This window comes from Streptomyces sp. NPDC034037 (assembly GCF_055575715.1).
Genome location: NZ_JBVISC010000003.1, coordinates 873,754 through 886,264, shown reverse-complemented (window position 1 = coordinate 886,264; position 12,511 = coordinate 873,754). Strand labels below are relative to the sequence as shown.

14 protein-coding genes are annotated in these 12,511 nt (G+C 73.6%); 4 read left to right on the top strand and 10 right to left on the bottom strand.

Annotated features, from left to right (window positions below; all coding sequences use genetic code 11):
- Window positions 1-17 precede the first annotated feature (17 nt).
- The 3 genes from ACZ516_RS14485 to ACZ516_RS14475 form a co-directional block, all read right to left on the bottom strand.
- Complete coding sequence (locus ACZ516_RS14485; protein ID WP_469010336.1) at window positions 18-1,103, bottom strand: WD40/YVTN/BNR-like repeat-containing protein; 1,086 nt, start codon at window positions 1,101-1,103, stop codon at window positions 18-20.
- Window positions 1,104-1,207: 104 nt separating this feature from the next.
- Window positions 1,208-2,113 (bottom strand): homocysteine S-methyltransferase, encoded by a 906-nt coding sequence (mmuM, locus tag ACZ516_RS14480; protein WP_469010334.1) that lies wholly within the window; start codon window positions 2,111-2,113, stop codon window positions 1,208-1,210.
- A gap of 22 nt (window positions 2,114-2,135) precedes the next feature.
- On the bottom strand, window positions 2,136-2,399 hold the full coding sequence (locus tag ACZ516_RS14475) for a WhiB family transcriptional regulator (RefSeq protein WP_358584445.1): 264 nt from the start codon (window positions 2,397-2,399) through the stop codon (window positions 2,136-2,138).
- Between the two features lie 86 nt (window positions 2,400-2,485).
- On the opposite strand from ACZ516_RS14475, the gene ACZ516_RS14470 reads away from it, so the two are divergent.
- Window positions 2,486-2,869, top strand: coding sequence for a VOC family protein (locus ACZ516_RS14470; protein WP_358584436.1), 384 nt, complete (start codon window positions 2,486-2,488; stop codon window positions 2,867-2,869).
- A gap of 33 nt (window positions 2,870-2,902) precedes the next feature.
- On the opposite strand, the gene ACZ516_RS14465 is transcribed toward ACZ516_RS14470, so the two are convergent.
- Window positions 2,903-3,982, bottom strand: coding sequence for an NADH:flavin oxidoreductase/NADH oxidase (locus tag ACZ516_RS14465; RefSeq protein WP_469010333.1), 1,080 nt, complete (start codon window positions 3,980-3,982; stop codon window positions 2,903-2,905).
- Between the two features lie 141 nt (window positions 3,983-4,123).
- Between ACZ516_RS14465 and ACZ516_RS14460 the strand changes: the two genes are divergently transcribed.
- Window positions 4,124-4,489, top strand: a complete 366-nt coding sequence (locus ACZ516_RS14460) for a helix-turn-helix domain-containing protein (RefSeq protein ID WP_361087788.1) — start codon at window positions 4,124-4,126, stop codon at window positions 4,487-4,489.
- A 4-nt stretch (window positions 4,490-4,493) separates the two neighbouring features.
- Here the strand turns inward: ACZ516_RS14460 and ACZ516_RS14455 are convergent, their stop codons facing one another.
- Both ACZ516_RS14455 and ACZ516_RS14450 read right to left on the bottom strand, forming a co-directional pair.
- The gene (locus tag ACZ516_RS14455) at window positions 4,494-5,852 is read right to left on the bottom strand and encodes an FAD-dependent oxidoreductase (protein WP_469010332.1); all 1,359 of its coding nucleotides are present in this window, start codon (window positions 5,850-5,852) and stop codon (window positions 4,494-4,496) included.
- A gap of 64 nt (window positions 5,853-5,916) precedes the next feature.
- On the bottom strand, window positions 5,917-6,642 hold the full coding sequence (locus ACZ516_RS14450; RefSeq protein WP_469010330.1) for a DUF305 domain-containing protein: 726 nt from the start codon (window positions 6,640-6,642) through the stop codon (window positions 5,917-5,919).
- Window positions 6,643-6,798: 156 nt separating this feature from the next.
- Between ACZ516_RS14450 and ACZ516_RS14445 the strand changes: the two genes are divergently transcribed.
- On the top strand, window positions 6,799-8,301 hold the full coding sequence (locus tag ACZ516_RS14445; RefSeq protein WP_361087794.1) for an LVIVD repeat-containing protein: 1,503 nt from the start codon (window positions 6,799-6,801) through the stop codon (window positions 8,299-8,301).
- On the opposite strand, the gene ACZ516_RS14440 is transcribed toward ACZ516_RS14445, so the two are convergent.
- The 4 genes from ACZ516_RS14440 to ACZ516_RS14425 all read right to left on the bottom strand — a co-directional run bounded on the left by ACZ516_RS14440 (window position 8,289) and on the right by ACZ516_RS14425 (window position 11,554).
- A complete protein-coding gene (locus tag ACZ516_RS14440) occupies window positions 8,289-8,948 on the bottom strand; it encodes a TetR/AcrR family transcriptional regulator (RefSeq protein ID WP_469010328.1) in 660 nt (219 codons plus the stop codon). The two genes, ACZ516_RS14445 and ACZ516_RS14440, sit on opposite strands and share 13 nt — an antisense overlap.
- Before the next feature lie 197 nt (window positions 8,949-9,145).
- Window positions 9,146-9,841, bottom strand: coding sequence for an HAD family hydrolase (locus ACZ516_RS14435; protein ID WP_467465663.1), 696 nt, complete (start codon window positions 9,839-9,841; stop codon window positions 9,146-9,148).
- Window positions 9,842-9,874: 33 nt separating this feature from the next.
- Window positions 9,875-10,561: a phosphatase PAP2 family protein gene (locus ACZ516_RS14430; RefSeq protein ID WP_469010327.1), complete on the bottom strand. Its 687-nt coding sequence runs from the start codon at window positions 10,559-10,561 to the stop codon at window positions 9,875-9,877.
- 57 nt (window positions 10,562-10,618) lie between these two features.
- Complete coding sequence (locus ACZ516_RS14425; RefSeq protein WP_361084526.1) at window positions 10,619-11,554, bottom strand: M56 family metallopeptidase; 936 nt, start codon at window positions 11,552-11,554, stop codon at window positions 10,619-10,621.
- 232 nt (window positions 11,555-11,786) lie between these two features.
- On the opposite strand from ACZ516_RS14425, the gene ACZ516_RS14420 reads away from it, so the two are divergent.
- Window positions 11,787-12,428: an HAD family hydrolase gene (locus tag ACZ516_RS14420; RefSeq protein WP_361084529.1), complete on the top strand. Its 642-nt coding sequence runs from the start codon at window positions 11,787-11,789 to the stop codon at window positions 12,426-12,428.
- Window positions 12,429-12,511 lie beyond the last annotated feature (83 nt).

Genomic DNA, 12,511 nt, shown 5'->3' with positions numbered 1-12,511 from the left:
CGTAACGGAGGCGTCGATCAACCGATGGCCGCGGCCCGCACGCACAGCACGTCCGGCAGGTGCGAGGCGAGCAGCCGCCAGCTGTCGCCGTCGTCCGCCGAGGCGTACAGCTCGCCGTTGCGGTTGCCGAAGTAGATGCCCGCCGGGTCGTCGCCGTCGCTGCACATGGCGTCCCGCAGCACCGTGCCGTAATGGTCGCCCTGGGGCAGGCCGGCGGTCAGCGGCTCCCAGCTGCCGCCCGCGTCCGCCGTGCGGTAGACCCGGCAGCGCCGGTCGGCGGGGACCCGGTCGCTGTCGGCGGTGATCGGGAAGACGTACGCCGTGCCGCCCCGGTGCGGGTGCGCGACCACCGCGAAGCCGAAGTCGGAGGGCAGGCCCCCGCCGATGTCCGTCCACCGCCCGCCCCCGTCGTCGCTGCGGTACACACCCCAGTGGTTCTGCAGGTACAGCCGGTCCGGGTCGGCCGCGTCCCGGGCGACCTTGTGCACGCACTGCCCGAACTCCGGGTCGGGGTCCGGCAGGAACACCGCGGAGACGCCGCGGTTCGCCGGAGTCCAGCTCGCGCCGCCGTCCCGCGTGCGGAACACGCCCGCGGTGGACACCGCGACCGTCACCGCGCGGGCGTCGCGCGCGTCGGTCAGGACGGTGTGCAGCCCCTCGCCGCCACCGCCCGGCATCCACTGCGAGCGGGTGGGGTGCTCCCACAGCGGGCGCACGAGCCCGAAGGTCTCGCCGCGGTCCTCCGAGCGGTACAGCGCCGCCGGTTCGGTGCCCGCGTACACCACGTCGGGCTCGGCCGCCGCCGGGTGCAGCTGCCACACCCGCTCCAGCGAGGCCCCGGTGTCCTTGGGGAACTTCACGGCGGGCTTCGCGGGCTCCGTCCAGGTCCGCCCGAGGTCGTCGGAGTGGAAGACGGACGGGCCCCAGTGCGCGCTGTCCCCGCCGACCAGCACGCGCGGCGTGCGGCCCCGGGTGTCGATCGCGACGGAGTACACCGCCTGGGCGTTGAAGTACGGGCTGTCGTCGAACTCCCAGGCGCCACCGCGCCTGCGGCCGATGAACAGGCCCTTGCGGGTGCCTACGGTCAGAAGAAGCTCGGCCATGGCGGCCACCTCCGGACGTCGTGGTCTCAGGTACCGTCAGTGTGCACCCCGGCACTGACAGTCACTGCCCGACGCGGCGGCCCCGCAGGTCGGCGCCTGTTTCCTCAGGCCGCGGGCCCGGGCGGCGCCAGCTCCCGCGCGACCTCGGCGATCACCTCGGGGCCCACCCGGCAGCACCCGCCGACCAGCCGCGCCCCGGCCGCGCGCCAGCCGGCCACCCGGCCGGCGGCGAACCGCGCGGGGCCGCGCCAGGTCCGGGCCGCGGCGTCCCACGTCTCCCCGCTGTTGGGGTAGACCACGACGGGCTTGCCGGTGATGCGCGCGGCCGTGGCCACGGCCGTATCGGCGTCGCGCGGATCGCAGCAGTTCACGCCGACCGCGATCACCTCGTCCGCGTCGGCGGCGAGCGCGAAGGCCTCGGCGAGCGGCTGACCCGCACGCGTGTGCTCCCCCGCGACGCTGTACGAGAGCCAGGCGGGCACGCCGAGCCCGCGCACCGCACGCAGCAGCGCCCGCGCCTCGTCGGTGTCCGGGACCGTCTCCAGGGCGAGGACGTCGGGCCCGGCCGCCGCGAGGGTCTCCAGGCGGGGCCGGTGGAAGCGCTCCAGCTCGTCCACGGTGAGCCCGTACCGGCCCCGGTACTCCGAGCCGTCGGCGAGCATCGCGCCGTAGGGGCCGGCCGACGCGGCCACCCACACCTCGCGGTCGAGCCCACTTGCGGCGCGGCGGGCCAGCTCCACGCTCAGGCGCAGCAGGTGCGCGGTGCGGCGGGCGTCGATGCCCTGCCGCGCGAATCCTTCGTAGGTGGCCTGATAGCTGGCGGTGATGGCGACCTCGGCGCCCGCCTCGTAGTACGCGCGGTGGGCGGCCTCGATCGCGGCGGGTTCGTCCGCGAGCAGCCGCGCCGACCACAGCGCGTCGCGCAGGTCGTGCCCGGCGGCCTCCAGCTGGTGGGCGAGACCACCGTCCAGGACGACGGGGCGGCGGGCGAGGGCGTCGGCGAGTCTCATCCTGCCGACGCTACTCGGACGGTCAACGAGCGCGTGACGCGTCCGAGGTGAGTGCCCGCGACAGCCTCTTGCGCAGCGCCACCCGCTCCTCCTCGCAGGTGCCGCCCCACACGCCGGACGCCTGTCCGGTGCTCAGGGCGTACGCCAGGCACTCCCCGCTCACCGGGCAGCGGGCGCAGACCTCCTTGGCGTCGGCGATGTCGCGTACCGCGGGTCCTGTCGAGCCCACGGGAAAGAACAGTTCCGGGTCTTCTTCGGCACAGGCGGCCGATCGCATCCACTCCATGGTGGCGCGGGTGCCCATGGTCCGCATGGGGAAACAGACGCGGCCCGCCGCTGTTTGGCGGGTTCCGGCCGGGGGACCCGGATCCCATGACCGTTCACAAGCGCACCGTGCTCGTGCTCGACTGCTCGGAGCCCGAGCAGTTGGCGGAGTTCTACGCCGGACTGCTCGGCGCGGACGTCCAGTTGAGCAAGGACCCCGACTACGTCGAGGTCACCAACGACACCGGGGTCTGCCTGGCCGTGCACCGGGAGCGTGACTACATCCCGCCGAGCTGGCCCCGCCCCGAGGACTCGCAGCAGGCGCACCTGCGGATCATGGTGGCCCGCCACGACATGGACGAGGCGGAGCGGGAGGCGATCGGCCTCGGCGCGCGCCCGGTGGACACCAAGAACAACAGCGGCCCCCGGGACACGCGGACGTACTCCGACCCGGCGGGCCACTCCTTCACGCTGGCGGCCATCCCCGAGTGATCCGCGCGGCGCCCGGAGAGGCCGGTGGTGCGCTCAGACGGACCGGTGGTACTGGTCCGGCACGTGCACCTCGGCGCCGAGCTCGCGTCCGGCGCGCCGCGCCCACGAGGGGTCGCGCAGCAGCTCCCGGCCCAGCAGGACCGCGTCCGCCTCGCCGTTGGCGAGGATCTTCTCGGCCTGTGCCACCTCGGTGATCAGGCCGACCGCGGCGACCGCCAGCCCGGTCTCGGCCTTCACGCGCGCCGCGAACGGGACCTGGTAGCCGGGCTCGACGGGGATGCGCACGCCCGCCGCGTTGCCGCCGGTGGACACGTCGAGCAGGTCGATGCCGTGCTCCTTGAGGTCGGTCGCGAAGCGGACGGTGTCGTCGGCCGTCCAGCCGGCCTCCTGGAGCCAGTCGGTGGCCGAGATGCGGAAGAACAGCGGCTTGTCCTCGGGCCACACGGCCCGTACGGCGTCGACCACTTCGAGGGCGAAGCGGGTGCGGTTCTCGTACGAGCCGCCGTAGGCGTCGGTCCGCTTGTTGCTGTGCGGGGAGAGGAACTCGCCGATCAGATAGCCGTGCGCGCCATGGATCTCGGCGACCTCGAAACCGGCGTCCAGCGCGCGCCGCGTGGCGTCGGCGAACTGCGCCACGATCTCGCGGATCCGCTCGACGGACAGCTCCGTCGGCACGGGGTGGCCCTCGTCGAAGGGGACCGGGCTCGGCGCGACGGGCTGCCAGCCGTACTCCTCCGGGCCCACCGGGGCGCCGCCCTTCCACGGGCGGCCGGTGGAGGCCTTGCGCCCGGCGTGGGCGATCTGGATGCCGGGGACGGTGCCCTGGCTCTTGAGGAAGGCCGTGGTCCGGCGGAACGCCTCGGCCTGGGTGTCGTTCCAGATGCCCAGGTCGTAGGGGCTGATGCGGCCCTCGGGGCTGACGGCGGTCGCCTCGACGATGATCAGGCCCGTGCCGCCGGCGGCGCGCGCCGCGTAGTGCGCGAAGTGCCAGTCCTGCGGGACGCCGGCGGCGGGCCCCTCGGGAAGCGCCGAGTACTGGCACATCGGGGGCATCCACACCCGGTTCGGGATCGTCAGCGATCGCAGGGTGTACGGCTCGAACAGGGCGCTCACGGCGGACTCCATTCCTCGCGGCTGGTCAACTGCTCGTACGATAGACCTCGTAGTACGGTGAATGTCAAACTACGATGTCTCTCGTACAATGACGCCAAGGGATACCGGACGAAGAGGAACACCGGACGAAGTGGAGCCGTCATGACGACCGCCGCCGCGGCGAGCAGCAGGACGCTCGCCCACCCCGAGGCCGGGGACATCCGCCTCGAAGGGGTGCTGCACGCCCTCGCCGACCCCATGCGGATGCGGATCGTCCGGGATCTCGCCCGGGAGGAGGCGGTCGAACTGGCCTGTTCGCACTTCGACCTGCCCGTCACCAAGTCGACCAGCACGCACCACTTCCGGGTGCTGCGCGAGAGCGGGGTGATCCGGCAGATCTACCGGGGCACGGCCAAGCTGAGCGTGCTGCGCCGCGACGACCTGGACACGCTCTTCCCCGGCCTCCTCGACAGCGTCCTGGACGCGGCCACCCGCCAGGCAGGCCGCCTCGGCGCCGACGGCGGCTGACCCCTCACCCCCGCGCCGCCCGCCGCAGCCCCGTCCAGTCCGGGATCTTCACCACGTCCCGGCCGAGCGAACGCCCCAGTTCGGCCTCCGCGCGCTCGATCGCCAGCCACCCCGGCCACTCCACCGGCCGCAGACCCGCGGCGAGCAGCCCCTCCAGGGGCTCCGCCGCGACGTCCCTGCGTACGAGATCGGGGGCGTCGTCGAGGAGGGAGCACACCGTCTCCTTGGCGCACGGGCGGTTGGTGCCGATGACGCCGGTCGGGCCCCGCTTGATCCACCCGGCGACGTACTCGCCCGGCGACGGCGCCCCGTCCCGCAGCACCCGCCCGTCCGCGTGCGGCACCGTGCCCCGCTCCGGGTCGAACGGCAGCCCCTCCGGCGGAACCCCGCGATACCCCACCGAGCGCAGCACCAACTGCGCCGGGATGTCCTCGTGGCGCCCCGTGCCGCTCACCCCGCCCCGGCCGTCCGGCAGCGTCCGCTCGAACCGCACCCCGGCGACACGGCCCGTCGCCCCGGCCGTCAGCGCCACCGGCCGCAGGAAGAAGCGCAGCCGGATCCGCCGGGGCAGGCCCCGCACCGGACGCTCCGCCCAGCCGCGCAGCACCTCCACGTTCCGGCGGCTCGCACCGGAGAGCCCCGAGGGGTCGGTGCAAGCGGGGTCGAGCGCCAACTCCGCCGGGTCCACGAGGACTTCGGTGTCCGGCAGCGAGCCGAGCTCCCGCAGCTCCTTGGTGGTGAAACGCGCCTGCGAGGGGCCGCGCCGCCCCACCATGTGCACCTCGCGCACCCGGCTTTCGGCGAGGACGCCGAGCGCCGCGTCCGGCATGTCGGTGGGCAGCAGTTCGGCGACGCCGCGGGCCAGGATCCGGGCGACGTCCACCGCGACGTTCCCCACGCCGATGACGACCGCCGACTCCACGCCCCGTACGAAGCCGTCCTGCTCGAAACCGTCCGTCGGGACGTCCGGATGCGCGCTGTACCAGGACACGAACTCCGTCGCCGAGTGGCTGCCCGGCAGGTCCTCGCCGGGCACCCCCAGCCTGCGGTCGGCCGCCGCGCCGACGCAGTAGACCACCGCGTGGTAGAGGCCGAGGAGACGGGCCGGGGGCAGCGCGCCGGGGCCGATCTCCACGCCCCCGAGGAAGCGCACGCGGTCGTGTTCGAGGACCGTGCGCAGCGTGTTCTGCAGGGACTTGATCTTCTCGTGGTCCGGCGCGACGCCGTACCGCACGAGGCCGTACGGGCAGGGGAGCCGGTCGAGGACGTCGACCCGCACGTCCGGCACGCGGTCCTGCTGGACGAGGGACTGCGCGGTGTACACCCCGCTGGGACCCGAACCGACCACGGCGACCTGCAGCACGGCGGTGCTCCCTCCGCGAGGTGACCGGCGGACGGTTTCAGGATCGCACCGGCGGTGCCCGCTGTCAGGACCGCGGGCCGCCGCCCGCGCCGGGCGTTCGGTCCAGCTGCCGCATGCGGCCGATCTCGCTCGTCTGCTGGGCCACGACCTCGTTCGCCATCTCTTCGACCTGGACGTTGTTGCCCTCGGAGAGGACCTCCGTGGCCATGGTCACGGCGCCGTCGTGATGCGTGATCATCAGCTTCAGGAAGAGCCGGTCGAACGCCTTGCCCTTGGCGGCGCGCAACCGCGCGAGCTGCGCGTCGGTGGCCATCCCGGGCATCGCCGCGTGATCGTACCCCTGTCCGTGTCCGGCGTGTCCGCGCGGTCCGCCGTGGCTCTTCAGCCAGCGCTTCATGGCGCCGATCTCCGGCCGCTGGGCGGCGGCGATACGGGACGCGAGCCGCTTGACCTGCCCCGAGGCGGCCCGCCGCGGGACGAGCCGGGTCATCGTCAGCGCCTGGCCGTGGTGCGTGATCATCATCTGCGTGTACATGAAGTCGGCGGCGTTGGGGGTGTCGTCGTCAGCCCTTCGTCCGGCCGCCTCCTTCGCGGTCAGCTTCTTCGCGGTCTCGCCCGGCCTGCCGGGGGCGATCACCGAGGGGCCCGGCGACGCCTCGCGCCCGCCGCCGGACGCCGAGCCGCCGCCGGAGCCCGAGCTACAGCCCCCGAGGGCGAGGACCGCGCTCGTCATCAGTGCGGTGAGGGTGGACGTACGACGGCTGAGCAGCACAGCGACCTCCTGCGACACGCGGGCGGGTCTCGCCCTGCCGGAACCGGAATGAGCCTCGGCGACCGCCGACGGTCGCGACGAACGCGGCGCCCCCTGTTGATCTGTGCATGATGAGCACGATACTGCGGGTGTCCGTGAACCGTTCCACTCGGAACGGCGACAAGGGAGGACGCAGTGACCCTGTTGAACAGATCCCGAACTGGACGCAGACGCCTGGGCGTCGGTGCCGCGGCGGCCGGACTCCTCGCCGCGCTGCTCACCGCGGCCCCCGCGGGAGCCACACCCGACCCCGGTGACGCCCCCGCCGCCCCCAGGAGCGTCTCCAAGAGCGACGCCGCCGCCGCACGCGAGGCGATCGAGCGCGGCGAGATACCGGCGCCGGACGAGGTGGTCCACTCGGCCAACATCGAGCACGTGGCCAACATCCCGAAGGACGCGCTGCCCGGCACGAACACGGACATCGCCTTCCAGGGGAAGTACGCGTTCGCGGGCAACTACGACGGCTTCCGCATCTTCGACATCAGCAGGCCGCAGGAGCCGCGGACGGTCGCGCAGGTCCTGTGCCCGGGAGGCCAGAACGACGTCTCCGTCTCGGGCGACCTGCTCTTCCTGTCCACCGACTCCTCGCGCAGCGACAACTCCTGCAACAGCACCTCGCAGCCCGCCACGGAGAAATCCTCCTGGGAGGGCATGAAGATCTTCGACATCAGCGACAAGGCGAACCCCCGCTACGTCGCGGCCGTCGAGACCGCCTGCGGCTCCCACACGCACACGCTGGTGCCGGAGCGGCGCACCGTCTACGTGTACGTCTCCTCCTACTCGCCGAACGCGAGCTTCCCCGACTGCCAGCCGCCGCACGACGGCATCTCCATCATCAAGGTGCCCCGCAGGGCCCCCGAGAAGGCCGCCGTCATCGACTTCCCCGTCCTCTTCCCCGGTGAGGGACCGGACGGCGGCGGCAACCCCGGCGGGCCCACCAACCCGGGCGTCTCCAAGACCACCGGCTGCCACGACATCACCGTGCTGCCCTCCAAGGACCTCGCCGCCGGCGCGTGCATGGGCGACGGCATCCTCCTGTCCATCGAGGACCCCGAGAAGCCGAGGGTCATCGACCAGGTCCAGGACAACAAGCACTTCGCGTTCTGGCACTCGGCGACCTTCAACCAGAAGGCCGACAAGGTCGTCTACACCGACGAGCTGGGCGGTGGCTCCGGAGCCACCTGCGACGCGGCCACCGGACCCGAGCACGGCGCCAACGGCATCTACGACATCGTGGGCAAGGGCGACAAGCGCAAACTGGTCTTCAGGAGCTACTTCAAGATCCCGCGCCACCAGGCCGCCACCGAGAACTGCGTGGCCCACAACGGCTCGCTGATCCCCGTCAAGGGCAAGGACCTCATGGTCCAGGCCTGGTACCAGGGGGGCGTCTCCGTCTGGGACTTCACCGACTCGACCAGGCCCCAGGAGATCGGCTACTTCGAGCGGGGCCCGCACACCACCGACAAGCTCACGACGGCCGGTTCCTGGTCGGCGTACTACTACAACGGCCATGTCTACTCCAATGACATCGCCAAGGGCCTCGACGTCCTGAAGATCAACGACAAGCGGACGCACCCCGCACAGCGGGTCCGCCTGAGCGAGCTCAACGTCCAGACACAGCCCGACTACTTCGACTGAGGCGACCGGAACGGCAGCGTCGACGGTGTCCCGTCGGGCGGCAGGCCGCTCGGCGGAACACCCAGCCCCCACTCCAGGCCGTACCGCTCGAACAGCTCGGCCCGCAACGTCGGGAGCGGCATCGGCGCCCCCGGAATGAGCAGCGCGAACACCGCGCCCATCAACAGGGCGCGCAGCAGGGGATAGTCCTTGTCGACATCGCCCGAGCCGAACCGCTCGACCGTCTCGCGCAGCAGCTCCGCGAGCCGCTGCTGCTCGGGACACCGCACGAAGCCCTCCGCCTGGAGGATTCCGGCCATATGCGTGCGCATGAGCAGCGGCTCGTCGCACGCCAGGCCCAGGATCGCGTCGATGGCCCGCGCCAGCCGCTCCTCGCCGCCCGCGGCGCCGGTGGGGACCGGCTCCCGCTCCAGGGCGCTCTGCAGGGTGCGGTGCATCAGCCGGTGCACCGCGGACTGCAAGAGCTGGCGCTTGCCGGGGAAGTAGTACGACACCAGGCCGCGGGCCGCGCCCGCCCGGTCGGCGATGTCCCCGAGGGTCGTCGCCTCGTAGCCGCGCTCGCCGACCAGTTCGACCGTCGCCTGCAGCAGCCGCTCACGGGAACGTCTGCGCAATTCTTCATTGACCGAGGCGCTACGCGGGGACATGCTGTAACTCCTGCGTTGACTGGCTCTGAGCCAATATACTCAGCGCGTGCCGTGCCGGGGCCCTCACGGGGTCCCGCGCCGGTGGACCGGCCTGGGAGCAGGCAGCACCGCGGGGGAGTGTTGCCTGCTCACAGGTGGTCTGCACCGAGGCGCCCCGCACCCGGGCGGCTCCCACGTCGCCGATCGCGTCCGGCGCGTCACCCGACGAGGTCGAGCACCGGCCGCAGGGCGTCGGGGCGCAGCTCGACCGGCAGATGCTCGACGAAGCGCACCGCGCAGCCGAGACCGGCCGCGCCGCCGTCGGCCCGCCGGTCGTCACCGACCATCAGGGCGTCCCGCGGATCGACCCCGAGCGCCTCGCAGGCCGTCGCGAACAGCCGCGGGTCGGGTTTCTGGACGGCGTGTTCGTACGACAGGACGTACGCGTCGACATAGGGGTCGAGCCCATGGGCGCGGAAGACGGGCCGCAGGTCCCAGCCGATGTTGCTGACCACCGCCACCTTCACCCCCCGCTCGCGCAACCCGGTGAGCACCTGTGCCGCGTCCCCGTAGGGACGCCACGCCTCGGGCGTCATGTGCCGGTCGTACAGCGCGTCGTGGAGCCGGGGGTCGGGCAGCGGCACCTGTCGGGCGGCGCCCGTGTACGCGGCGCGGTGCTGCTCGGCGCCGCGGTCGCGGTGCGCCCACAGCTCGGCGAGGTGCCCGGGCACCTCGACCGGCGACGCCCCGCCGGGCAGCGCGCCCGCCCGCTCCAGGGCCGCCGCCGCCCGCGCGGCCTCGCCGTCGGTCAGCGGCACGCCCAGCGCGTCGGCCGTGGCGCGCAGCCAGTCCTCGGCCGGCTCGATGCGGAACAGGGTCCCGGAGAAGTCGAAGAGCACGCCCTTGATCGCCATGCGCTGGATCCTCCGGGAGCGGCCGAGGGACGGTCAAGTGGGGCCTCGGCCATGCTTGCCCGGACCGCGCGTGTACGTCGCGACGGCGAGCGCCACCGTCAGGCCGCCCAGCAGCCAGCCGCCCAGCACGTCCGTCGCCCAGTGGACGCCGAGCCAGACCCGGGTCACCCCCACGCCGACCACGGACACCACGGCCAGGGCCAGGCCGGCGCGCCACGGCGCCGGCCCCGCCCCGTGCAGCCGCAGCAACCACAGGAGCAGACCGCAGACGACCGCCGCCGTCATCGCGTGGCCCGAGGGGAACGCCGCGTAGTGCGCGTGGTCCACCGGATCCGGCCACACCGGGCGGGAGCGGCCCACCGCCGCCTTGAGCGACTGCTGCACCACGGAGGCCACCAGGCAGGTCCCCATCAGCCACAGCGCGAGCCACCGCGCGCCGCGCGCCACGAGCCGGACCGCCACCACCGCGCACAGCGCCCGCATCATCCATGGGTCCCACACCCAGTCGCTGAGGATCCGGCTGGTGCGCGTGAGGGCCGGGTCGGCCACGGCCCAGCGGTGCGTGGTGCGCGCGATGTCGCCGTCGAGCGAGACCAGCGGGCCCCACTCCAGCTTCACCAGGAGCAGCAGCAGGAGGGTGGGCAGGCCGAACAGCGCGGCGGCGAGTGCCGCCCGGTGGGTGGCGGGTCGGGTGGGGGAATCCATGGGCGGGGGGTGCATGGGGTGATCCTCGCCGCCGAGGCGGAGTGGAAACCCCTCCGGCGCGCGGGGCGGCCGTCAGCCGAGGGCGCGCAGGCCGGGCACGAAGGTGACCAGGACGGGGATCACCGGCACGAGGGCGGCGGTCGCCGTCAGCCGGAGCCTGCGGGCGGGGGTCAGGCGCGGGCGGGCGGCGAGCAGCCGGTGGACGCGCTGCGGGACGTGCGCCTGCGGCGTCGGGCAGGGCCCGAACACGCCGCGGTCCTCGTTCAGCTCGACCAGCGCGAGCGCGATCGTCAGCCGTCCGAAGCGGCGCGAGGCCACGTCGTCGGCGGCCAGCTCCACCAGGCGGTGCATCTCGTCGCGGAACGCCGCGAACACCCGTACCTGCGGGAAACCGGCGGCCAGCGCGCCCGAGCAGTGCAGCAGCCAGTCGTGCCGGGCCTGCGCGTGCCCCTGCTCGTGGGCGAGCACCGCATCGAGCTGACGGCCTTTCAGGCGGCGCAACGCGGCGGTCGTGAGGACCAGTTGGGGGGCCTGGCCGGGCAACCACCAGGCGTCGGGGCGCTCGCCCTCCAGGACGACGAGGCGGTCGGCGCCGGGCTCCTCCCCGGGCAACAGCGGGGCGCGCAGGAGGAGTTCGGCCCGTCGTGCGGCCCGGCGGGAGCGGGCGAGAGTGATCTCCCGGGTCAGCATGGCCGCGGTCCACACCCCGCCGCACGCCAGCACCACGGCGGTGGCCGCCGCCCAGGGGCCCGGCGCCTGGAGCGCGTACGCCTCGACGACGGCGTGCGGGGCGGGAGCGAAGACATGGCCGCGCACGGCCTGCCACGCGGCGGCCGCGCTGAGCGTCATCGAGAGCGCGCAGCACAGCAGCACCGCCGCCACCACGCACTGCCAGACCCACAGGGCGACCACCGGCTCGCGCTCCGGCCAGTCGGTCCGGGCGAGCATGCGCGGGGCGACGACGGCGGTCAGGGCGCCCAGCAGCAACAGTGCGACGGGGACCATCATGGCGCCCAGCCTATGAGGCGGGGCTACCCAGGGGTATGGGCTGCCGCCTCAAGTGACGGACGCCACGGCCCATGTGGGCCGTCGCACATGGAGGACGCGTGCGGGGGCGCGCGAGAGCGTACGGGAGCCGGGTGCGAAAGCCGCGTACGAAAAGGGGCGCCGATCGGGTCCGTCCGCGCCGACGCCGAGTGGCGAGGACCGCGCGGGCGCGCCGACGCCGTAGTGTCGGACGATGATCGAGACCATCGTGTTCGACGTGGGGGAGACCCTCACCAAGGACGACCGCCAGTGGGCGGCCTGGGCGGACTGGCTGCAGGTTCCGCGGCACACCGTCTCCGCGCTCGTCGGCGCCGTCGTCGCGCAGGGCGGGGACGGCCAGGACGCCCTGCGGCTCGTCAGCCCCGACATGGACATCGCCTCCGCCCACCAGGCGCGCGAGGCGGCGGGCCGGGGCGAGCACCTCGGGGAGGGCGACCTCTACCCCGATGTGCGCCCGGCCCTCGGCAGCCTGCACAAACTCGGCGTACGCGTCATCATCGCCGGCAACGGCACCGCGCGCGCCGCGGAGCTGCTGCGCGACCTCGACCTGCCCGTCGACCTCGTCGTCACCTCGGGGGACTGGGGCGTGGCCAAGCCGGACCCGGCCTTCTTCACGCGGGTGCTCGAAGTGGCGCAGGCCGGACCCCGCGAGACGCTCTACGTCGGCGACCACCCCGCCCACGACGTCTTCCCCGCGAAACAGGCGGGGCTGCGCACCGCGCACATCCGGCGCGGGCCGTGGGGGCACCTGTGGGCGGACGACCCGTCGGTCGCCGACGCGGCGGACTGGCAGATCGGCAGCCTGACGGCGCTGTCCGCGCTGATCGGCCACTGACGTCGGGCGCTTACGTCGGCGGCTTGCGTTGGGCCCTGACGCGCCGGTCACTGAGTCCGGCCGTGGGAGACGGCGCCCGGGAG